This window comes from Lysobacter sp. ESA13C, assembly GCF_019970005.1.
In the GTDB taxonomy this organism is placed as follows: domain Bacteria; phylum Pseudomonadota; class Gammaproteobacteria; order Xanthomonadales; family Xanthomonadaceae; genus Lysobacter; species Lysobacter antibioticus_B.
This window is the reverse complement of sequence record NZ_JAHXYK010000013.1, coordinates 39,712-61,470: the sequence shown is the minus strand read 5'-3', so window position 1 is coordinate 61,470 and position 21,759 is coordinate 39,712. Positions and strand designations below refer to the sequence as shown.

Annotated in this window: 15 protein-coding genes; 9 read left to right on the top strand and 6 right to left on the bottom strand. The window is 67.7% G+C overall.

Annotated features, from left to right (window positions below):
- Nucleotides 1-430: 430 nt before the first annotated feature.
- Nucleotides 431-3,226 (bottom strand): pitrilysin family protein, encoded by a 2,796-nt coding sequence (locus LC490_RS21300; RefSeq protein ID WP_223621530.1) that lies wholly within the window; start codon nt 3,224-3,226, stop codon nt 431-433.
- Nucleotides 3,227-3,453: 227 nt separating this feature from the next.
- Here LC490_RS21300 and LC490_RS21295 point away from each other — a divergent pair, with 227 nt between their 5' ends.
- Entirely contained in the window at nt 3,454-4,161 is a 708-nt protein-coding gene (locus LC490_RS21295; protein WP_223621529.1) for a pseudouridine synthase, read from the top strand.
- Between the two features lie 86 nt (nt 4,162-4,247).
- On the opposite strand, the gene LC490_RS21290 is transcribed toward LC490_RS21295, so the two are convergent.
- Both LC490_RS21290 and LC490_RS21285 read right to left on the bottom strand, forming a co-directional pair.
- Nucleotides 4,248-4,826: a DUF2059 domain-containing protein gene (locus tag LC490_RS21290; protein WP_031371364.1), complete on the bottom strand. Its 579-nt coding sequence runs from the start codon at nt 4,824-4,826 to the stop codon at nt 4,248-4,250.
- Nucleotides 4,827-4,931: 105 nt separating this feature from the next.
- A complete protein-coding gene (locus LC490_RS21285; protein WP_223621528.1) occupies nt 4,932-5,516 on the bottom strand; it encodes a hypothetical protein in 585 nt (194 codons plus the stop codon).
- Nucleotides 5,517-5,764: 248 nt separating this feature from the next.
- On the opposite strand from LC490_RS21285, the gene arfB reads away from it, so the two are divergent.
- Together arfB and LC490_RS21275 are read left to right on the top strand one after the other, a co-directional pair.
- A complete protein-coding gene (gene arfB / locus LC490_RS21280; protein WP_031371362.1) occupies nt 5,765-6,178 on the top strand; it encodes an alternative ribosome rescue aminoacyl-tRNA hydrolase ArfB in 414 nt (137 codons plus the stop codon).
- A gap of 10 nt (nt 6,179-6,188) precedes the next feature.
- A complete protein-coding gene (locus LC490_RS21275) occupies nt 6,189-6,800 on the top strand; it encodes a 1-acyl-sn-glycerol-3-phosphate acyltransferase (protein ID WP_031371361.1) in 612 nt (203 codons plus the stop codon).
- A 41-nt stretch (nt 6,801-6,841) separates the two neighbouring features.
- Here the strand turns inward: LC490_RS21275 and LC490_RS21270 are convergent, their stop codons facing one another.
- A complete protein-coding gene (locus tag LC490_RS21270; protein WP_081930702.1) occupies nt 6,842-7,570 on the bottom strand; it encodes a GntR family transcriptional regulator in 729 nt (242 codons plus the stop codon).
- A 677-nt stretch (nt 7,571-8,247) separates the two neighbouring features.
- Between LC490_RS21270 and LC490_RS21265 the strand changes: the two genes are divergently transcribed.
- Entirely contained in the window at nt 8,248-11,199 is a 2,952-nt protein-coding gene (locus LC490_RS21265) for a collagenase (protein WP_223621527.1), read from the top strand.
- A 130-nt stretch (nt 11,200-11,329) separates the two neighbouring features.
- Here the strand turns inward: LC490_RS21265 and LC490_RS21260 are convergent, their stop codons facing one another.
- On the bottom strand, nt 11,330-12,298 hold the full coding sequence (locus LC490_RS21260) for a LysR family transcriptional regulator (protein WP_031371358.1): 969 nt from the start codon (nt 12,296-12,298) through the stop codon (nt 11,330-11,332).
- A gap of 150 nt (nt 12,299-12,448) precedes the next feature.
- Here LC490_RS21260 and aceB point away from each other — a divergent pair, with 150 nt between their 5' ends.
- The 4 genes from aceB to LC490_RS21240 all read left to right on the top strand — a co-directional run bounded on the left by aceB (nt 12,449) and on the right by LC490_RS21240 (nt 19,682).
- Nucleotides 12,449-14,083: a malate synthase A gene (gene aceB, locus LC490_RS21255; protein ID WP_031371357.1), complete on the top strand. Its 1,635-nt coding sequence runs from the start codon at nt 12,449-12,451 to the stop codon at nt 14,081-14,083.
- Nucleotides 14,084-14,225: 142 nt separating this feature from the next.
- Nucleotides 14,226-15,527, top strand: coding sequence for an isocitrate lyase (aceA, locus tag LC490_RS21250; RefSeq protein WP_223621526.1), 1,302 nt, complete (start codon nt 14,226-14,228; stop codon nt 15,525-15,527).
- Between the two features lie 622 nt (nt 15,528-16,149).
- Nucleotides 16,150-17,118, top strand: coding sequence for a GGDEF domain-containing protein (locus tag LC490_RS21245; RefSeq protein ID WP_223621603.1), 969 nt, complete (start codon nt 16,150-16,152; stop codon nt 17,116-17,118).
- 23 nt (nt 17,119-17,141) lie between these two features.
- Nucleotides 17,142-19,682: a putative peptide modification system cyclase gene (locus LC490_RS21240; RefSeq protein ID WP_223621525.1), complete on the top strand. Its 2,541-nt coding sequence runs from the start codon at nt 17,142-17,144 to the stop codon at nt 19,680-19,682.
- Nucleotides 19,683-19,865: 183 nt separating this feature from the next.
- On the opposite strand, the gene LC490_RS21235 is transcribed toward LC490_RS21240, so the two are convergent.
- Nucleotides 19,866-20,219 (bottom strand): NHLP-related RiPP peptide, encoded by a 354-nt coding sequence (locus LC490_RS21235; RefSeq protein ID WP_223621524.1) that lies wholly within the window; start codon nt 20,217-20,219, stop codon nt 19,866-19,868.
- A gap of 296 nt (nt 20,220-20,515) precedes the next feature.
- On the opposite strand from LC490_RS21235, the gene LC490_RS21230 reads away from it, so the two are divergent.
- The gene (locus LC490_RS21230; protein WP_223621523.1) at nt 20,516-21,712 is read left to right on the top strand and encodes a putative peptide maturation dehydrogenase; all 1,197 of its coding nucleotides are present in this window, start codon (nt 20,516-20,518) and stop codon (nt 21,710-21,712) included.
- Nucleotides 21,713-21,759: the final 47 nt, after the last annotated feature.

Here is a 21,759-nt window from a genome sequence, read left to right as displayed (position 1 = left end):
GAAAAATCCCGGCGACAGCATCGCACTCGTGGCCTGTGCCCTTGCAAGGAGAGCCCTTTTCTTTGGTTAGCTTTCTTTTGGGCTTAGCAAAAGAAAGTAACCCGGCCGCGTAGCGGACGGAAGCTCTGCTCTGCTTGAGGCTTCTGAAGAAACAAGATCAAACGATAAAAGCTTCCGCCACTAAAGCGGCGGGTAACTTTCTTTTGTCTAAAGCAACAAAAGAAAGTCACCAAAGAAAAATGCTTTTGCTTTGAATCACAGGCCCGCACGAGCGGTGCATACGCAGGGATTTTTCATACGGGACATCCCTGTCCCGATGAAAAACGGCCCGCATCCCTGCGGGCCGCCCTCCGGGTCTTCGTTTGCCTTCGCTAATGCGAAGCTGCGCACAGCCACAGCCACAGCCACAGCCACAGGCTTTGGCTCGGCCCTATTTGTCCGCCGGCGCCTTCTTCGCAGCGGAAAAATCGCCGGCGGTATAGACGCTCAGTTGCTCGGGCTTGAGGTGCTTGCGGATCGCCGCATTGACGATGTCGACGGTCAAGGCCTTGAACTTCGCGTCGAGGTCGGCCGAGAACTGCATGGTGCGGCCATAGAACAAGTTGCTGGCCAGGCCGGCGGCGATCGCCGGATCGGAGGCGCGGGCCTGCTCGCGCTGGGTCAGCAGGCCGGACACCGCATCGCGCAGTTCGTCGGCGCCGACGCCATCCTTGATCAGGCGTGCGAGTTCCTCGCGCATCGCGCGCTCGACCTTGTCCAGGTTCTGCGGCGCGGCGATCGCTTCGATCGACCAGTTGCCGGCGTCGTCGACGCCGCTGCGGCTGCTGTCGGCGTCGAGGTCGCTGCCGACGCCGTAGCTCAGGCCCTCTTGCTGGCGGATGCGGTCGCCGAGGCGCGATTTGATGGTGCCGCCGCCAAGGATGTAGTTGGCCGCGACCAGGGCCGGGAAGTCGGCATCGGTGTCCTTCAGCGACAGGTTGGCGCGCGCCAGCAACACGCCGTTGGGTTTGTCCGGGGTGTCGAAGCGGCGCTGTTCGGCGGCGACCGCGGTGTAGCGGGTGTCGATCGGCGCGAACGCGTGCTTGGGGCGCCAGTCGGCGAACAGGCTGCGCAGTTGTTGCTTCAGCGCAACCGGGTCGAAATCGCCGACCACGCTGATCTGGCCTTCGGCGCTGCCGTACAGGTCGCGGTGATAGGCGCGGACGTCGTCGACCTTGAGCGCCTTGATCGCCGCCAGCGACTCGTCCAGGTTCATCGCGTGCAGCGGATGCCCGGCCGGCCAGGGGTCGAAATGCAGGGCCATGGCGATGCCGGCGATGCTGCCGGGCTCCTGGCGCGAGGCCTCCATGCCGGTGATCGCCTGCAGGCGGTACTGCTCGAATTCCTTGTCCGGATAGGTCGGCGTGCGCAGCACCTTGGCCGCCAGTGCGAGCGCTTCGCCGAGGTGCTCGCGGCGCGTGGTCAGGCTGATCCGCGCCGACTGCATGCTGCCGCTGATGCCGACGGTGGTCTTGAGCGCTTCGAAGCGCTCGTCGATCTGTTGGCGGCTCAAGCCTTCGCTGCCGCGCATCAGCAGGGCGCCGGCGATGCTGCCGGCGACTTCGCGGCCTTTCAGTGCGGCGAGGTCGGCGAAGTTGAACGAGGCCGAGACGGTGACGGTAGCGCCGCGGGTCTTTTTCGGCAGCAGGGCGAGCTTGAGTCCGCCGCCGACGCCGGTGTCGATCGTGACGGTCTCGGTGCGGGCCTGGATGTTGGCCGGAGTCGGATCGAAATGTTCGCCGGCCTCGATCGCGGTCTTGCCGGTATAGCCTTGCAGTACCGTGGCGGCGCTCGGCGCGGTGGGGATCTCGACCCGCTGCGGCGCGTCGGTCGGGACGAAGCGGCCGAAGGTGCGGTTGCTCGCGGTCAGGTAGCGGCGGGCGACGCGGTTGACGTCGTCGGCGCTGACTTTTTCGAGCGCGTCGCGGTAGTGGAAGTACAAGCGCCAGTCGCCGGCGACGACCGCGTCCGACAGGCCCATCGCGACGCCGGAAACATTGGTGTAGGCCAGCTCGAAACCGTTGCGCAGGCGCTGCTTGGCGGCCTCGACTTCGGCGGCGGTGACCGGCTGGCGTTCGATCTGCTCGAGCTGGGCGATCAGCACCTGTTCGGCCTTGGCCGCATCGCCGTCCTTCGGTACCGCGGCGAGCGCGCTCATCAGGCCGGGGTCCTGGCGTTGCTCGCTGCTGCCGCCGACGCTCGCGGCCAGGCCGCTTTCGACCAGGGCCTTGTGCAGGCGGCCACCCGGCACGTGGCCGAGCACCTCGTCGAGCACGCCGAGCGCGGCGGCATCGGCATGCGTGCCGGCGGGCACGTGGTAGGCAGCCATCAACAGGCGGATGTCGCCGACCCGGCGCACGGTGACGTCGCGCTCGCCGTCCTGGGCCGGATCGAGGGTGTAGAACTTGCGCATCGGCTCGGACGGCTTGGCGAGCGGGCCGAAATGACGCGCGACGGCGTTCAAGGTGGCGGCGGGGTCGAGCCGGCCGGCCAGCACCAGGGTGGCGTTATCGGGCCGGTACCAGGCGCGGTAATAAGCCTGCAGACGCTCGATCGGCACGTTTTCGACGTCGCTGCGCGCGCCGATGGTGCTGTTGCCGTAGTGGTGCCACAGGTAGGCGGTCGAACGCACGCGCTGCATCAGCGCCGCGACCGGGCTGTTCTCGCCGCTTTCCATCTCGTTGCGAACCACGGTCATTTCGCTGTCGAGGTCTTTGCGGGCGATGTCGGAATGCAGCATGCGGTCGGCTTCCAGGCCGAGCAGCCAGTCCAGGGTGGCGTCGTTGGCCGGGAACGAAGCGAAGTAGTTGGTGCGGTCGAGCGAGGTCTCGGCGTTGAAGCCGATGCCGCGCTTCTTCATTTCGGCGGGAATATCGCGATGGCGCGGCGTGCCCTTGAACAACAGGTGTTCGAGCAGGTGGGCCATGCCGGTCTCGCCGTAGTTCTCCTGCAGCGAGCCGACGCCGTAGATCAGGTTGACCGTCACCGTGGGCTGGCTGGCATCGGGAAACAGCAGCACGCGCAGGCCGTTGCTCAAGCGGTACTCGCAAATGCCCTCGACGCAGGGGCCGGCGCTGACCCCGGCCGGCGGCTTCGGCGATTCGGCCTGGGCCGGCGACAGGGCCAAGCCGAGGGCGAGGCCGAGCGAGACGGCGAGCGGGGCGAGACGCGTGCGGTAGTGAGGCATGAGAATCCTGGAATGTTCGATGGCGCAGGAGCGCTTGATGTTCGGTGACGCTGCGGGCGTTGAATGCCCGATGGGCGCTCTGTGAGCGTTGAATGTCTTATGGGCGCACTGTGAGCGTTCGGCGTAATAAACGAAGATAGCGGTTGATTACCCTAGCGCCTGTGTACGGCCTCATGAACCCGACGTTCAGTTCGACCCCAGATTCAGACGCCGGCCCGCGCGCGGACGTGGCCGCCGCCGGCTTGCCGGTGTTGTACGCCGACGAGACGATCGCAATCATCGACAAGCCGGCGGGGCTGATGGTTCACGACAGCGCGCTCGCGCGCGGCGAGACCGACTTCGCCGCCGACCGCCTGCGCGCGCAGTTCGGCCGGCCGATCTTCCTGGTCCACCGCCTCGACCGCGCCACCAGCGGCTGCCTGTTGCTGGCCTTCGATCGCGAAGCGGCCTCGGCCCTGGGCAAGGTGCTGATGTCGCGCGAAGTCGAGAAGGACTACCTGGCAGTGTGCCGAGGTTGGCCGGCCGAGGATGCGTTCGAGGTCGATCACGACCTCGACGGCGGGCCCGGCAAGCCGGTCAAGAAACCGGCGCAGACCCGTTTTCGTTGCCTCGGTCGTACCGAGCTGGCCTTGCCGTCGGCGGGTTTCGAGACCTCCCGCTATGCGCTGCTGCTGGCGCAGCCGCAGACCGGGCGCTTCCGCCAGATCCGTCGCCACCTCAAACACCTGTCGCATCACCTGATCGGCGATACCAGCCACGGCGACGGCCGCCACAACCGCAGCTTCCGCATGCTCGGCATCCATCGCATGTTGCTGCACGCGCAGCGCTTGTCGTTCCTGCACCCGCTCAGCGGCGAACGCATCGTCGCGGTGGCGCCGCCGGACGCGGAGTTCGCCAAGGCCCTGGCCTTGTTCGAGACGGCGCCCGCCGTTTAAGGGCGACGCGCCCTGACCCGCGCGCAGTTTCCCCTTTGGAAAAGGGGACAGGGGGACTGCTCCTGCGCCTTAGCGACGAAGCCGGCTCAGCCGCCCGCCGCAGGCTGGGGCGCGCTGGGAGGCGCCGGCGGTGCAGGCGGTGCCGGTGCGGTCTTGCCGTCGCCATCGACGATGTCCTTGACCTCGTCGCGCAGCTCGCGCTGCATGCGCTCGAACATGCTCCTCATCAGCGGCTGCATTTCCTGCATGGTCCGGCCCATCGCCTGCGGCATCTTCTCCATGATGCTGCGCCCGGCCGGGCTGCCGTAGAAATCGATGATGGCCTGCACTTCGGCGGCATCGAAGGTTTCGCCGTAGACCTTGCGGTAGATCGGCGCGACGGCCTTCCAGTCCAGCATCTGCTCGACCATGCTCATCTGTCGGGTCAGGCTGCGCGTGAGCGCTTCACGTTGCTTGTCGTCGAGCCGGTCGCCGGCTTCGGCCACGGCCATCATCTCGGCCGATTCGCGCATCTGCTTGAGCATTTCGCCCTTCATGCGCTCGTAGTTCATCGACTGCATGAGCTGGTCGATCTGGGCGTCGCTCGGGCGGGCGGCGAACGCCGGCGCCGCGCACAGCGCGGCGCTCAGCAAGGCGATGGAGAGACCGCGGGACAGCTTGATCATGGGTGTTCTTCCTTGAAGGGGGACGGCATCGTCCGTGGCCGCGCGCCGGCCGTCAACGCGGCCGCCGTCGTGGGGTTTACCGGGGTCGCCCGAACGCCGAGGCGATCAGGGGCGGCGTTCGTACTGGCGATAGACCGGACGCGCGGCAGCGTTGGAGGCCGCATTGAGCAGGTCCTGCAGGAAGGCGTCGCGCAACACCTGCTTCGGTGTGCCCGAGCCGTAGCCGTTGCCGCCGCCGGCGCCGTAGCCCTGCTGCGCCATCTGCTCCAGCACGCGGCGGCCCTCCGGGGTGCGCGACAGCTGGGTCAGCGCCTGCAGCTCAGAGGCGCTGAAGCCGCCGTTGCTCTGCTCGAAGCCGTTGCGGTCGTAGACGTTGCCGTAGGCGTCGCGGCCGTAGTTACTGTCGTCGTAGCGGTTGTCCCGGCGACCGTCGTCGTACTGGCTGGCCGTGGCGGCGCTGGCGGCATTCTGCAGCTGCTGCATGAAGCCGCTCTGCACGCCGGCGTACTTGCGCAGGATCTCCTGGTCGGTCGAATTCGCCGGCCGCCCGACCACCGCCTCGGCGATGGCCTGGGCCGATTGCAGGGTTTGCCGCTGCGCACGCGGCGAGGCGATGGCGTCGACATTGGCCGGGTCGAGGTAGGCGTCCTGCGCCGCGGCAGGCGCGGCGGCGAACAGTGCGGCGACCATGACTGTTGCGAGCCGGACCGCTGTGAGCGGGGCTGCGGCGAGCGAACGGGGCAGGCGCTGGCGCATACGGACTTCCTCCTTGGACCGGTCCCGGCATGGTCCGCCTCGTCCGCGGCCGCGTCAACGACGGCCGGCACAGCCGCCCGCCGCGGTCAAGCCCGGCTTCAGCCGCGGTTCGCCCGGGCCCCGTCAATGCCGCGTAATGGACGCGACCGCGCTCCGGTCTACAATCGCCGGCGGAGGAGAGCATGGTGGATCTGTCGATCACGATTCCCGAACAGGAATTGGTCGAGCGCTTCGTGCGTTCGACCGGTCCGGGCGGGCAAAACGTAAACAAGGTCGCGACAGCGGTGGAATTGCGCTTCGATATCGCGCAATCGCCCTCGTTGCCCGACGCCGTGCGCGAACGTTTGCTGAGCAAGCGCGACCGGCGCGTGACCACCGAGGGCGTGCTGGTGATCAGCGCGCAGCGTTTCCGCACCCAGGAACGCAACCGCGAGGACGCCCGCGTGCGCCTGGCCGCCTTCGTCGACAGCGGCCTGCGCGCGCCCAAGCCGCGCATCGCCACCAAGCCCAGCCGTGCTTCCAAGGAACGCCGCCTCGGCGCCAAGCGCGAACGCAGCACGACCAAGCGCGGTCGTTCGCAAAGTAATTGGGACTGACGGAGCACGCATGCAGCAGCCAGCCCGCGACGACATCGTCCTGACCTTGCCGCCGAACGTGCCGCAAGTGCGTTTCAACCGTTTCACCCGCTGGGTCGGCCGCACCATCCTGCGGCTCGGCGGCTGGCGCATGGTCGGCGCCTTTCCCGACATTCCGCGCGCGGTGCTGATCGGCGCGCCGCATTCGTCCAACTGGGACGGCGTCTGGGGGTTCGCGGCCAAGGCGGCGATGGGCCTGGACGTGAAGGTCCTCGGCAAGGACTCGCTGTTCCGCGTGCCTTTGCTCGGCGGTCTGTTGCGTTCGCTCGGGGTGATCCCGGTCAACCGCAGCGCCGCGCACGGCGTGATCGAGCAAGCCGCGGCGATGATCCGCGCCCAGGAACATTTCTGGTTCGGTCTCGCGCCCGAGGGCACGCGCAAAGTCGTCGAGCGCTGGAAAGCCGGGTTCTGGAAGATCGCCAAGGCCGCCGACGTGCCGGTGGTGCCGGCGTATTTCCACTACCCCGACAAGATCATCGGCATCGGCGAGGCGTTCCAGCTCGGCGACGACATGGATGCCGACATGCGCCGCATCCGGGACTGGTACAAACCCTGGCAGGGCAAGCACCACGGCACGACCTGACCCGATCCGACCTGACCGGCTGCGCGCCGGTTTCTGCGCGTTTATTCGGGCGTTTGCCGGCGCGTTAATTTGCGTGGACGCCCGGCGCGTTTGCCACCGGGTTTGCCGGCCTCGCCGGTGCTGTCGATCTGTTCGAGCTGCAGGCGCAGATCGTTCAAGGTCGAGACGATGTGGGCGCACAGCAGGTCGGCCACGCGCGCGGAGTCGCGCGCCAGCCAGGCCTCGAGGATCTCGTGGTGCTCGCTGCTCGCACGGGCCTCGCGGCCTTCCGGCTCCAGGTGCTTGCGCACATAGCGTTCGGCCAGCACCTGCAGGCGTTCGACCAACTGGGTGGTGACGTGGCGGCCGCCCGGCCGCACCAGCGACAGGTGGAAGGTGCGGTTGAAGCGCACCGCGCTGTGGACGTCGGCCTTCGAGGCTGTTTCCAGCGCGGCCAGCGCCGTCCCCGCGGCCTTGCGTTCGTCCTCGCTCGCTTCCAGACAGGCATGCGCGGCGGCGTCGGGCTCGATCTTCAGGCGCAGCGCGAACACTTCCTCGGCCTCGCTGGCGGTCATCGCCGGCACGAAGAAGCCGCGGTTGGGATGCGAGCTCAACAAGCCCTGTTGTTCCAGCCGGCCCAGCGCTTCGCGCAGCGGGATCTTGCTGATGCCGAGTTCCTCGGCGAGCAGCTCCTGGCGGATCGGTGCGAGCGGCGGAATCTGCGTCGACAAAATGCGTTCGCGGACCACTTCGAAGGCTTGGTCGGATAGCGAACGGGGGACGATGCTCATGCGTTCAGTCTACCCAACCGCCAGCGCCTGCGGCCTGCCCGGGGGCGAGGTGGTCGCCTGCGTGCGCCTGGGCGAGGGTAGGGTCGGAAAGCAAGGCTGGCGAGCGTCGCCTGATTCGAATCCGGGTTCGCGAAAGCGCGGCCGGGGCCGGCGTCGAATGGGCGGTCTTGGCCTCAGGCAGGGCGGTGACGCGGATCGCCGTCCGTCGGCGCACGGGCGTCTGCCTGGCACGGTGATCGTCTCCACAGACTGACGTCACGGAATCGGTCCAAGTTAGCAGATACCGTATACGGTATACAAAATAGCCTGGCGACATGTCAGGCGTGTGACCGGCCTGGCAGGGGGCCCGCCGGTGAACAGACTCGGGACCGATCGAGGGGCAGGCCAGGCCTGCACCGCGAACCCGGCTGCCCGGCGGATGGGGCTGCGCCAACGCGCGCCGACCGATTCGCGACGTCTGCCGCGCCTGTCCTGGAGCCACTGGCCGTCCCGTCCCCCACGAACGTGCGCGATGCGCGCGTCCCGACCACCGAGCCGCAACTCACCGAGCAAGGAGAGCAGCCCTCATCCACTCGTTCGACCGTCGATGACTTTCCGCAATCCGGAGCCACGGACCCGATCGCCAGGCCGCATGTCGCCGCCGCATCGGGCCCGACGTCCAATCAAAGGAGAATGCGATGTCTTTTGCACCCAAACCGGGGCCGACCCAAGCCCTCATGCTTGGCGCCGTCGTTACCGCCGTCAGCTTTCTGAGCTATGCCTTGCCCTGGGACGTGTTGAGCGGCGCGTCCGCCGAATCGGGCCCGCTGCAATCGAGTTCGATCCAATCCGACTCGGTTCAATCCGGCTCGGCTCGATCCCCGCTGCAAACCGCCGGCTTCGCCGTCGGCCATGGCGCGATGGCCGCGCAGACGGCCGCCGCGCGCGTCGCCGCGGTGCGTAAATCGCCAGCGACGGAGCGGCAGATATTCGATGCGCACCAGCAAGACCGCGCCGCCGAACCCTCGCTGCGCATTCCCTACCAGCCGTTGTTGCGCGAACGCGCCGACACCGATTACGACGGCGCCGACGCGCGTCGCGACATCCTGCAGCGGCCGTCGTTGGCCAAGTTCAGCGCGCGCAGCCTGCAGGCGGCCGAGGCGGCTTGCGACCCCAATCAGTTCGCCAGCCTCAGCGGCGCCGCCCTGGTCGCCGCGGTCAAAAGCGCCGACACCGATTGCATCAACCAATTGTTCGGCCTGAGCGGCACCACCGCCTACGGCACCTTCCGCGAAGCGCAGATGGTGACCATCGCCAACGCCCTGGCCACGTCCGCGCGCGACTACAACGGCACCAACGCCGGCAGCACCCTGCAACTGGTGCTGTTCCTGCGCGCCGGTTACTACGTGCAGTTCTACGACACCAGCGTCGGCAGCTACGGCGCGCCGCTGAAGAATGCGATCCGCCCGGCGCTCGACGCCTTCGCCGCCAACGCGAATTTCGGCTTGGTCAACGACGTGCACGGCGAAACCCTGGCCGAGTTCGTCACCCTGATCGACAGTTCGATCGAGAACGCGCGCTATCTGTACGTGGTCAAGCGCCTGCTCGACAGCTACAACAGCAGCTATAACGCGTATTACTGGATGAAGGTGGCGGTCAACAACGCCTACAACGTGACCTTCCGCGGCCACCAGGACGAAGCGTTCCGCACCGCGGTGCAGGCCGATCCCTCGATCGTCGACACGTTGTACAACTTCGCCAACACCCACTTCGCGATGCTGGGCCAGGCCGACGACTATCTGGTGGCCAACGCCGGTCGCGAGATCGGCCGCTTCCTGCAATACACCGGCAACGTCAAGAGCATCGCCCAGTCGCGGGCGAAGACGCTGCTCGACCGGTCCTCGGTGACGGGCCCGACCGCGCGCCTGTGGGTCGGCATCGGCGAGATGGTCGATTACTTCGACAAGGCCAATTGCGGCTACTACGGCCTGTGCGATTTCAAGGCCCGGGTCGACGCGGCGGCGTTGCCGGTCCGCCACACCTGCAGTCCGACCCTGCGCCTGCGCGCGCAGGCGATGACCGCCGCGCAATTGGCCGACACCTGCGCGATCGTCGCCGGCGAAGAGACTTATTTCCACCAGACCATGGCCACCGGCGGCGTGCCGGTCGCGAACGACCAGAACGCCGCGCTGGAAATGGTGGTGTTCGACAGCAGCACCGACTACGGCATTTATGCCGGCGCGCTGTACGGCATCAACACCAACAACGGCGGCATGTACCTGGAAGGCAACCCGGCCGCGACCGGCAACCAGGCGCGCTTCATCGCCTACGAGGCCGAATGGATGCGGCCGCAGACCTTCGAGATCTGGAACCTGACCCACGAATACATCCATTACCTCGACGGCCGCTTCAACATGTTCGGCGACTTCAACGCGGCGATGAAGCAGAAGACCGTGTGGTGGGTCGAGGGCTTCGCCGAGTACATGTCGTTCTCGTACCGCAACCTGGCCAATACGGCGGCGCAAAGCGAGGCCGCGCGCGGTACTTACGCGCTCAGCCGGGTCTATCAGAACGACTACAACAGCGGCCAGAACCTGGTCTATCGCTGGGGTTATCTGGCGGTGCGTTTCATGTTCGAGCAGCGCCGCAGCGAAGTGAACAGCATCCTGGGCTACTTCCGTCCCGGCAACTACACCGGCTACGCCACCTTCATGGGCGGCATCGGCAGCAACAACGATGCCGCCTTCCGTGCCTGGCTGCCCTGCGTCGCCACGCCGGACGCGCCCGGTTGCGGCGGCACGCCGAACCAGTCGCCGGTGGCCGCGTTCGGTCATGCCGCCAACGGTCTGACGGTGAACTTCAGCGACAGCTCGTCCGATCCCGACGGCAGCATCGCCTCGCGGCAGTGGAGTTTCGGCGACGGCACCAGCTCGACCGCCGCCAACCCGAGCAAGACCTACGCCACCGCGGGCACCTACACCGTGCGGCTCACGGTCACCGACAACCGCGGTGCGACGGCGACCACGAGCAAGTCGGTGACGGTTACCGGCGGCACCTCGAACACTCCGCCGGTGGCGGCGTTCACCACCCGTATCGAAGGCCTGAAGGTGAGCTTCACCGATGGCTCGTCCGATGCCGACGGCAGCATCGCTTCGCGTTCGTGGAACTTCGGCGACGGCACCAGCTCGACCGCGACGAATCCGGTCAAGACTTATGCCGCGGCCGGGACCTATGCGGTGCAGCTGACGGTGACCGACAACCGCGGTGCACGCACCACGGTCGCCAAGAGCGTGACGGTGAGCAGCGGCGGCGGTCTGCCGGAATGCGGTGCCGCCGATACCCGCGAACTCGGCAAGAACTGTTCGCGCAGCAACCTGGCTGCGTCGGCGGGTGGGTATGTCTACATGTTCTTGAACGTGCCGGCGGGCACCACGCAGTTGCGCATCACCACCTCCGGCGGCACCGGCAACGCCGATCTCTACGTCAACACGCTGGGCAGCTGGGCCACGCGCTCGGCGCACAACTATCGTTCGACCGCGAGCGGCAACACCGAGACGCTGACCGTCAACAACCCGCCGGTCGGCTATGTCTTTGTGAGCCTGTACGGCACGACCGACTTCAGCGGCGTGCGCGTGAGCGTGCAGTACTGAGCCTGCGCTAGCGAATTTGAACTAGCGAGCTTGCACTATGCGAGCTTGGGCAAGACTGAAGTCCGAGTGACTTCGACGGGGCGGGAGCGCGAGCTCCCGCCCCTTTCTTTTGGGCGTAAGCGATCGGCGATCAGCGGTCGGACTGGCCGGTCGCGTAGTAATCGCCGCGCACGAACAGGTCCGGCTGGATCAGCTCGGTGAAGGCGCGCGCCTGCGGCGACAGGTACTTGCCCTTGCGCACCACCACGCCGTAGCTGCGCGAAGGGAAATACTCGGCCAGCGAACGCGCCGACAAACGCGCTCGGTCGGCGTCGGTCAGGCAGATCGCGGTGACGATGCTGATGCCGAGCCCCATCGCCACGTATTGCTTGATGACCTCCCAGCCGCCGACTTCGAGCGCGACCGTGTACGGCACCCGGTTCTGCTGGAACACCACGTCGACCATGCGGTAGGTGGTGAGCCGCTGCGGCGGCAGGATCAGGCCGTAGGGGCCGAGGTCCTGCAGGGTCAGGGTGTCGAGCTTGGCCAGCGGGTGATCGCGCGGGGTGATCAGCATCGGCTCGAAGCGGTAGACCGGGGCGTAGCTGAGGTCGCCGGGCACGTCGAGCATCGAGCCCACCGCCAGGTCGACCGCATCCGAGCGCAACAGGTCCAGGCCGCCGGCGCCGGTGACGTTGTGCAGGGTCAGGCGGACCTCGGGGTGGGCGGCGCGGAAGGCTTCGACGATCTTCGGCAGCAGATACAGGATGGTCGAACTGCCGGCGGCGACATTGAGTTCGCCCGCGTCCAGGCCGCGGATGCGCTCGCGGAAGGTGCCGTCGAGGGCGTCCAGGCCTTCGACCAGGGGGCGGGCCAGTTCGTACAGCTCCTGGCCCTCGCGGGTCAGGGCCAGGCGGCGGCCGCTGCGCTCGAGCAGGCGCACCCCCATCTCGCGCTCCAGCGCCTGCAATTGCAGGGTCACGGCCGGTTGGCTCAGGTATAGCGCCTCAGCAGCTCGTGAGACTGAGCCCAGGCGCGCGGTCTGGCAGAAGGCGCGCAGCGGCTTGAGCCGGTCGCCTTTGTAAGCAAATCGCGGACTTAGGCTGCGTGTCGTGGCCACATGAGAAGTACTTATAAGTTACTTAAATGATATGCATTGAAAAAACTTGATTGTCAAATACAAGACGCCAGCGCATGGTCTGGGGCAAGAGGCCGGCTCGTCGGGAGCCGCCAGATCCCCCCAAGGATGATCCCCCCAGGAGTCGCACCGATGTCGGCAGTGATCGCGCAATGGCAGCAACCGCAACAGGAGCAACGTCAGCCGGGTGACGGCATCGAGCTCACGGCCAGCCTGGCCGGACAGGAGCAATTGCTGACCCCGGCCGCCCTCGAGTTCCTCGCCGGGCTGCACCGCCGTTTCGAGCCGGTGCGCCAGGCCCGCCTCGCCGCCCGCCGCGAGCGCCAGGCCTTCTTCGATGCCGGCGGCCTGCCGGACTTCCGCACCGACACCGCCGCGATCCGCGCCGGCCACTGGCGCGTCGCGCCGTTGCCGACCGCCTTGCTCGACCGCCGCGTCGAGATCACCGGTCCCTGCGATCCGAAGATGGTCATCAACGCCCTCAACTCGGGCGCCAAGGTCTACATGGCCGACTTCGAGGACAGCACCGCGCCGACCTGGGCCAACCTGCTGACCGGCCAGCGTGCGCTCAAGAAGGCGGTCGCCGGCACCCTCGACTGGATGGCACCGGACGGCTCCAAGCACTACACCCTCAAGCCCTTCGAGGAGCAGGCGGTGCTGATGGTGCGGCCGCGCGGCTGGCACCTCGACGAGAAGCACCTGCGCGTCGACGGCGCGCCGATCTCCGGCGGCTTGTTCGACCTGGGCCTGTTCGCCTTCCACAACGCCGCCGCGCTGGTCGCCAAGGACCGCGGCCCGTACTTCTACCTGCCCAAACTGCAGTCGATGGAAGAGGCGCAGCTGTGGAACGAGGTGCTCGACCACGTCGAGCGAGCGCTGGGCCTGGCTGCCGGTCAGATCAAGGTCACGGTGTTGATCGAGACCCTGCCGGCTGTGTTCGAGATGGACGAGATCCTGCACGCGCTGCGCAGCCGCATCGCCGGCCTCAACTGCGGCCGCTGGGACTACGTGTTCTCCTACCTCAAGACTTTCCGTGCGCACCGCGACAAGGTCCTGCCGGAGCGCGGCCAGGTCACCATGACCCAGCCGTTCCTGCGCGCCTATTCGGAACTGTTGATCCAGACCTGCCACAAGCGCGGCGCGCATGCGATGGGCGGCATGGCCGCGCAGATCCCGATCAGCGGCGACGAGGCCGCCAACGAAGCCGCGCTGGCCAAGGTGCGCGCCGACAAGCTGCGCGAAGTCACCGCCGGCCACGACGGCACCTGGGTCGCGCACCCGGCGCTGATTCCGCTGGCGATGCGCATCTTCGACGAGCGCATGCCGACCCCGCACCAGCAGCACGTGCTGCGCGACGACGTGCTGATCATCCGCGACGACCTGATCAAGCCCTCGTTCGGCACCATCACCCGCAGCGGTTTCGAAGGCAACGTCGAAGTCTGCGTGCGTTATCTGGCCGCCTGGCTCGAAGGCAACGGTTGCGTGCCGATCCACTGGCTGATGGAAGACGCCGCCACCGCCGAGATCGCCCGCACCCAGCTGTGGCAATGGCTGCACGCCGATGGCTTGTTCCTCGACGACGGCACGCCGCTCGATTTCGCCCTGCTCGAACGCGCCCTGATCGGCCTGCCGAGCAAGCTCGCCGACCGCATGAAGCTGCCGGGCGGCAGCAAGCTCGACGAAGCCATCGCGATGCTCGATGCACTGACCCACGCCGGCACGCTCGCGGAGTTCCTGACCCTGCCGGCCTACGAACGCATCGACTGACCCGCTGTGGGTAGGCGCGGCGCGAACCGCGAGCGTGGCACCGCAACCACGTCGGCCAACCCGAGGTCGCGGCTGGCGCCGCTCCTATCCACAAGCACACCACACCCCACGTCACACGACCCATACGTAAGGAATCGAAGTCATGAGCCACACCCTGCCGACCGCCGATCAACTCCGTAACGACTGGGCCACCAACCCGCGTTGGGCCGGCATCACCCGTCCGTATTCGGCCGAGGACGTGGTGCGCTTGCGCGGCACCGTGCCGGTCGAGCATTCGATCGCCAAGCTCGGCGCCAACAAGCTGTGGACGTCGCTGCACACCGAAGATTTCGTCAACGCGCTCGGCGCGCTGACCGGCAACCAGGCCATGCAGCAGGTCAAGGCCGGGCTCAAGGCGATCTATCTGTCGGGCTGGCAGGTCGCCGCCGACGCCAACATCGCCGGCGAGATGTACCCCGACCAGTCGCTGTACCCGGCCAACTCGGTGCCGCAGGTCGTGCGCCGCATCAACAACACCCTGCTGCGCGCCGACCAGATCCAGTGCTCGGAAGGCAGCGGCGACGTCGACTTCCTGCAGCCGATCGTGGCCGACGCCGAGGCCGGCTTCGGCGGCGTGCTCAATGCCTTCGAGCTGATGAAGGGCATGATCGAGGCCGGCGCTTCCGGCGTGCATTTCGAAGACCAGCTGGCTTCGGTGAAGAAGTGCGGCCACATGGGCGGCAAGGTGCTGGTGCCGACCCGCGAAGCGGTCGAGAAGCTGGTCGCCGCGCGCCTGGCCGCCGATGTCATGGGCGTGCCGACCCTGATCGTCGCGCGCACCGACGCCGAGGCAGCCGACCTGCTGACCGCCGACATCGACCCGAACGATCAGCCCTTCACCACCGGCGAGCGCACCGTCGAAGGCTTCTACAAGACCCGCAACGGTCTCGACCAGGCGATCAGCCGCGGCCTGGCCTATGCGCCCTACGCCGACCTGGTGTGGTGCGAAACCGGCAAGCCGGACCTGGAGTTCGCGCGCAAGTTCGCCGAGGCCATCCACGCCAAGTTCCCGGGCAAGCTGCTGGCCTACAACTGCTCGCCGAGCTTCAACTGGAAGAAGAACCTCGACGACGCCACCATCGCCAAGTTCCAGAAGGAAATCGCCCGCTACGGCTACAAGTTCCAGTTCATCACCCTGGCCGGCTTCCACAGCCTCAACTACGGCATGTTCAACCTCGCCCACGGCTATGCGCGCCGCCAGATGAGCGCGTTCGTGGAGCTGCAGGAAGCCGAGTTCGCCGCCGCCGAGAAGGGCTTCACCGCGGTCAAGCACCAGCGCGAGGTCGGCACCGGTTATTTCGACGCGGTGACGCAGACGATCCAGGGCAACCAGTCCTCGACCGTGGCGCTGAAGGGGTCGACCGAGGAAGAACAGTTCCACGACGACAGCAAGGCCGCCGCCTGAGCCGTCGTCCGCACGTCGCAAGGGGATAGGGACGAGGAAGGGCTCCGCAAGGGGCCCTTTTTCGTTGCGGGGAGCGACGGTCGGGAATGGGAAATAGGGAATAGGGAATAGGGAATAGGGAATAGCGCCGGGGAGGGCGTTCGGAGGTCGCGCCCGGCGAGCGTGCCGCATCCGGATCGCCGTAGCCCTGTTCAAGTGTGCGACGGTGGGCGCTAGCCCTCGGCGCCGGACCGTCGATGCGCTTGAGCGCTGGCGGGCACCCGGTCCGGGCGGGTCGAAGGCTACGCGGCCCATCACCATGAACAGGCCGCCGCGACTTCGTCCGGGCCGGCTCTTCCCGCGAAAAACGCAAGCTTTGCGCTGTTTCCTTCGCGCAACACCTTGTCGCCGCGGCCACGCTATTGCAACGTAATGGCGGCGCAATGGTCCCCGGATGCCGGCGCGGGCTGGCCGTTTCGGCGGCAAACCCGCGTTAGCAGTTCAGACCAGATGCTATCCTGCTGGTGGAACCCCACAGGATGAGGGGTGTGGGGAGATCGGGATGAATCGCGACATGGCGGTGCCCTCGATGGGCCGCGAAACCGACAACTCGACGACGACCGCGGCGCCAACGGACGTGGCTATGGCCGTGCTGACGCCTGGCGAATTCGAGCTGTTCGCCGAGATCGGGCGGCCGCGCCGGGTCGAAGCCGGGCAGGTGCTGTTCCGCCGCGGCGAGCTCGGCACCACCATGTTCGTGATCGCGCGCGGCGCGATCGTCCTCGACTTCGGCGACGACCTGGTCACCAAGCGCCTAGGCGTGCGCGAGTTCTTCGGCGAGCTCGGCCTGCTGATCGGCGACCACGCCCGCAGCGCCGATGCGATCGCCGCCACCGACGGCCTGCTGGTCGAGCTGCGCCACGAAGAATTTCAAAGGCTGGTCGACCGCGACCCGTCCCTGGTCTCGTATTTCCTGCGCCGCGCGATCATGCGCGTGGTGCTCAACGAACAAAGCCTGATCCGGCGCCTGCGCCGTCGCAACCAGGACCTGGAAGCGGCGCTCGACAGCCTGTATGCGACGACCCATCAGCTCAACCAGACCGAAGAGCTGATCCGTACCGACGACCTGACCGGCCTGTACAACCGTCGCGGCCTGACCCTGCACCTGCAGGAAAGCCGCAGCGTCGGCATGCCCGACACCATGGGACTGATCCTGATCGACTGCGACCGCTTCAAGCAGGTCAACGACGATCACGGTCATCTGGTCGGCGACCGCGTGCTGCAGAGCGTCGCCAACATCCTGCGCTCGGTGGCCGGCCCCGAGGACATCGCCTGCCGGCTCGGCGGCGACGAATTCTGTCTGCTGGTCGCGGCCTCGACGCGCCAGGACGTGATGCGCTTCGCCGACTTCATCGTCTCGACCGTGCACGGCTTGCTGCTGATTCCGCAGTCGCCGCCGACCATCTGTCCGGTCAGCGTCGGCGCCTGCCTGGTCAGCGCGAAGCACGAATGGAATGACTGGTATGCGCACGCCGACGGCGCGCTGTACCAGGCCAAGCGGTTGGGCGGCAACCGCGTGCATTGGCAGGACGCGGAACTGACGTCGGCATGAGCCGCGTCGACAAGGATGCCGTCATGAACGACGCCCACCGACCCAACGCCGACGGGCCGCAATTGCGGACGTTGTTGCTGACCGACCTGTGCGATTCGACCACCCTGGTCGAACGCCTCGGCGACGGTCCGGCTGCGTCGCTGTTCCGCGAGCACGACCGCCTGGTGCTGCAGTTGCAGCAGCGTTGGCGCGGCCGCCTGATCGACCGTTCCGACGGCTTGCTGCTGTTGTTCGAACGGCCCATCGACGGGCTCGGCTTCGCCCTCGACTATGCCCGCGGCCTGCGCGAACTCGGCGCGCCGCGCAAACTGACCCTGCAGGCCCGCGCCGGCCTGCACGTCGGCGAAGTGCTGACCTGGCGCAACAGCGACGAAGCGGTACAGGTCGGCGCCAAGCCGGTCGAAGTCGAAGGCCTGGCCAAGCCGATGGCGGGCCGGCTGATGGCGACCGCGCGTCCCGGCCAGATCCTGCTGTCGGCGATCGCCGAGCCGCTGGCGCACCGCGCCGCGCGCGAACTCGGCGAGCGCGGCCAGCAACTATTGTGGAAATCGCACGGCCGCTGGCGCTTCAAGGGCGTGCCCGAGCCGCAGGAAATCTACGAGGTCGGCGAGCCCGGCATCGCGCCCTTGCGCGCGCCGCCGAACGGGCCCAAGGCCTGGCGCGACATTCCCTTGTGGCGGCGTCCGGCCGCGCTCGCTGCCGAAGTCGCCTTGCTCGCGATGATCGGCACCGGCGTGTGGTTCGCGACCCGGCCGCAGCCGGCGATCGCCTTCAACCAGCGCGACTGGGTGGTGGTCGGCGACCTGCGCAACCTGACCGGGCAGGCCGTGCTCGACGATTCGCTGGAGCAGGCCTTCCGCATCAGCCTGGAGCAATCGCGCTACGTCAACGTGTTGTCCGACCTCAAGGCGCGCGACACCCTCGACCGCATGCAGCGCAAGGTCGACACCGTGCTCGACCGCGCGGTTGCCTCGGAGATCGCGTTGCGCGATGGCGCGCGCGCGGTGATCCTGCCGACGGTGGCCGAGGTCGGCGGGCGGGTGCGGGTCAGCGCCGAAGTGATCGACCCGCACACCCAGACCACGGTGTACGCCGAGTCGGCCGACGGCGTCGGCGCGGCCTCGGCGCTGACCTCGATCGACGAGGTCACCACCGCGCTGCGCGGCAAGCTCGGCGAAGCGCTCAAGAGCATCGACAAGGATTCCGAGCCGTTGCCGAAAGTCGCGACCGGCAACCTCGATGCGCTGCGCGCCTATGCGCTCGGCAGCAAGGCCTATGCGCATCGCCAGTTCGACGAGGCTCAGCAGTACTTCCAGCGCGCGGTCCAGATCGACCAGAAATTCGCCCTGGCGCACATGGGCATCATGCGTGTCTACGTCAGCAACGCCGACAGCGACAGCGCAAGGCCCTACCTGGAGCGCGCGCAGGAACTGCGCGACCACCTGACCCCGCGCGAAGCCCTGTACCTCGACGCCTGGGCGGCCGAGTTCGGCCCGCAGCCGTCGCTGCACGCGCCGGGCAAATGGAAGCTGCTGGCGGGGGTGTATCCGGATTACTTCGCCGGGCGCTATCAATACGCGTGGTCGGAGTTCCTCGCCAACCGCTTCGACAGCGCGCTGGCCGCGACCACCGCCGCGACCGCGCCGCAGGAGCCCTTGCGCAACGTCGCCTTCGAGCTGGCCGGGCGCATCCACTTGTCGCAGGAGCGCTATGCCAAGGCGCTGGATTCCTTCAAGCAGGCCGAACTCAGCGGCCATTACCCGCCCAACCGCCGTCACGCCTCGGCGCTGGCGGCGATGCGCCGGTTCGACGAGGCCAACCGCATCCTGGATTCGCTGACCAAGCCGGGGCATGTCGTCGGCGGCAACCTGACCGATCAGTTCGAGCGCATCGTCGTGCCGCTGGACCAGGGCCAGTACGCCAAGGCCGCCGAGATCGCGCGCGAGGCCGCGCGCGCCTCGCGCAGCGCCGCCACCGTGGTGCGTCACCCCTTGCGCTTCACCGACTTGGTGGTGCGCAGCGTATCCGGCAAAGACCGGCCGACCTCGGCCGAGATCGAGCTGTTCGCCGATGCGGTGCTGGCCGACGCCGGCAAGCCGAACAGTGCCGACCAGGACGATCTGGCCTTGAGTGCCTTGGCCGCGGTGCGCCTGGCTCAGCGCCAGGGCGACCGCGCCCTGGCCGAGCGCCTGTTGCCGCGCGTGGTCAAGGCGGTCAACACCAGCGGCAGCAGCGTGTCGCGCAAATTGCTGCAGGTCGCGCGCGCCGAGCAACTGCGCCTGGCCGGTAAACCCGAGGAGGCGATTCGTGAATTGCGCGGACTCAGCGACGGCAGCGAACCCTTCCAGGCCCACGTCGCCTTGCGCGACGCCTTGCTCGCGGCCGGCCGCAAGGACGAGGCCGCGACCGAAACCCGCTGGATCGCCGCCCATCGCGGCCGCGCTTATGCCGATCCGGCCGGGGCTCAGGTGTATCTAGCGATGAACGTCGCCGATGCTTCGGCGGCGCAGCGCGACACGGCGAAAGCCGCCGTCGCCGTCGCCGCGGTCAAGCCGGGCGGCTGATCCGCATGGCGGTGCCGGCCTGCGCAGACGCGCAGGCCGGTCGTTTCGAACTGGTGCTCGGACTAGCGCTCCGAACCGCGTTTTCCGAACGGTTGCTTCGAACCGGTGTTTCGAGCTGGTGTTTCGCGACCGATAGGATCGGTCAGCGCGACGGCAGGCCCCCGCCTCCCGTCGCGCCTGCATTCAAGCCACGGTGCCGCCCGAGCCGCCGCCGAGGCTGGCCTGCACCTGGCCGACTTCGAGCATGAACACCACCGTATGCGCACCGGCCGCGGTCAGATTACCGCGCAGTTCGTCGCGCGCAGCCTGCACTTCTTCCTTGCTGGCCAGCGAGTTGACCCGCAGGCAGCTGGCGCCGGCCAGCGCCGCCTGGGTCTGCTGCGGCGCGAGGCCGAGGCTCTTCTGCAATGCGGCGCCGGGGTCCTTGGCGAATTCAGTGCGGAACTTGTCGTCCGAGCTGAGCAGATCGAGCAGGCGGTCGGCGACCTCGGGTGCCAGCGGCGGGTGCCCGTTCTGTGGATTCTTATCGATAGACATCTGTTTCCCCTTGTGAAGACCCGTTGCGGGTCTGTCTGCGGCCGAATTTATCGCTGTTGGGGAGCGGCGAACAGCATCCGCTCACCCGCCTAGCACGCAAAAACGCCGAATCGCCGGCCATTCGCGCCTTCGCGCGATACCGTAGGCGCGTCCGGAGCCCCTGCGCCGTACCTGTTCAGTTGCGATGCGCACGCTGGAACGGCAGTGCGGCGATGGGCATGATACGGAGCCCGCGTGACCGGCCGGCGGCGATCCGCTCGCCGCGCCGCGACCGTCGCCGCCGCCCAGGACTCTCGATGCGCATCCGCCGTTGCTCCGTGCTTTTCCTCGAGCCGCGCGAGCACGTGGCCTTCGATCTGGCGTCGCTGCTGTCCGGCGGCGCCGGCTTGTCGCGGCAATTGCGTTGGCTGGCGCTCGCCGCCCACCTCGACGGCGAGGTCGAAGTGGACGCCGCACAACGCGAACTGCTCGGGCGCCTGAGCCCGGGCGACTGGATCGAAGCCGGTGCGTTGAGCACGGCCGATGCCTCGGTGCTGATGCCGTTGCTCGACGCCGGCCTGGTGGTGTGCGAGGCGGCCGATGCGGGCCCGCAGCGCATCGCTTACCGCGAGCGCGACGAACGACTGCGCAGCGGCCATTGGTTCGCACCGGCGGCGATGCTGCATCGTCTGGCGCGTTGGCAGGGGCTGGACGCCGTCGCTGCGATGGACGCCAACGAGCTGCATACCGCGGCCGACTTGCGTCGCAAACTCGGCGCGCCGCCGGCGCCGGTGTCCGAACGTTGCCCGCCCGAACAGCGCATCGCTCTGCCGCGCACCGACGGCAACGAGTTCGATGCCTTGCTCGCGCGCCGTTCCACCTGCCGCAACTTCGATGCCGAGCGCCCGCTGTCGCGAGCCTTGTTCGCGCATATGCTGCAACGGGTGTTCGCCGCGCAGGCCTTGGTCAAGGTCGAGGACGACACCGTATTCCTCAAGAAACACACGCCGTCCGGCGGCGGCCTGCACCCTACCGAGGCCTATCTGATCGTGCAGCGCGTCGACGGTGTCGAGCCGGGCCTGTATCACTACCACGCGCTCGATCATGCGCTCGAACCCTTGCCGGCACCGCAGGCGCCGCTGCGCGAGTTCGCCTTGCGTGCGCTGGCCGGGCAGCACTGGTTCGCCGACGCGCCGGCGATGGCGGTGCTGACGCCGCGTTACGCGCGTAGCTTCTGGAAATACCGCCAGCACGCCAAGGCCTATCGCGCCCTGGTGCTCGACAGCGGCCATTTGTCGCAGACCCTGTATCTCAGCGCGACCGAACTCGGGCTCGGCGCGTTCGTGACTTCGGCGATCAACGAAGTCGACATCGAGCAAGCCTTCGGCCTCGACGCGCTCGCCGAAGGGCCGTTGGCGATCTGCGGTTTCGGTTGGCGCGGCCAGCGCATGGCCAATACCGAATTCGACCCGGCCGGCGCGGTCTGGGGCGCGAGCGCATCGCCCGGTCGATGAGGCGCTGCAACGCAGCGTGCCAGCCGGCGGGGCGATGGTCCCAGCCG

What these genes read in the sequence shown, in the direction of transcription:
- LC490_RS21300 (WP_223621530.1), bottom strand. Translation starts at nt 3,226, where the DNA reads ATGCCTCACTACCGCACGCGTCTCGCCCCGCTCGCCGTCTCGCTCGGC.
- LC490_RS21290 (WP_031371364.1), bottom strand. Translation starts at nt 4,826, where the DNA reads ATGATCAAGCTGTCCCGCGGTCTCTCCATCGCCTTGCTGAGCGCCGCG.
- LC490_RS21285 (WP_223621528.1), bottom strand. Translation starts at nt 5,516, where the DNA reads ATGGTCGCCGCACTGTTCGCCGCCGCGCCTGCCGCGGCGCAGGACGCC.
- arfB (WP_031371362.1), top strand. Translation starts at nt 5,765, where the DNA reads ATGGTGGATCTGTCGATCACGATTCCCGAACAGGAATTGGTCGAGCGC.
- LC490_RS21275 (WP_031371361.1), top strand. Translation starts at nt 6,189, where the DNA reads ATGCAGCAGCCAGCCCGCGACGACATCGTCCTGACCTTGCCGCCGAAC.
- LC490_RS21270 (WP_081930702.1), bottom strand. Translation starts at nt 7,570, where the DNA reads ATGAGCATCGTCCCCCGTTCGCTATCCGACCAAGCCTTCGAAGTGGTC.
- LC490_RS21265 (WP_223621527.1), top strand. Translation starts at nt 8,248, where the DNA reads ATGTCTTTTGCACCCAAACCGGGGCCGACCCAAGCCCTCATGCTTGGC.
- aceB (WP_031371357.1), top strand. Translation starts at nt 12,449, where the DNA reads ATGTCGGCAGTGATCGCGCAATGGCAGCAACCGCAACAGGAGCAACGT.
- aceA (WP_223621526.1), top strand. Translation starts at nt 14,226, where the DNA reads ATGAGCCACACCCTGCCGACCGCCGATCAACTCCGTAACGACTGGGCC.
- LC490_RS21245 (WP_223621603.1), top strand. Translation starts at nt 16,150, where the DNA reads ATGGCCGTGCTGACGCCTGGCGAATTCGAGCTGTTCGCCGAGATCGGG.
- LC490_RS21240 (WP_223621525.1), top strand. Translation starts at nt 17,142, where the DNA reads ATGAACGACGCCCACCGACCCAACGCCGACGGGCCGCAATTGCGGACG.
- LC490_RS21235 (WP_223621524.1), bottom strand. Translation starts at nt 20,219, where the DNA reads ATGTCTATCGATAAGAATCCACAGAACGGGCACCCGCCGCTGGCACCC.
- LC490_RS21230 (WP_223621523.1), top strand. Translation starts at nt 20,516, where the DNA reads ATGCGCATCCGCCGTTGCTCCGTGCTTTTCCTCGAGCCGCGCGAGCAC.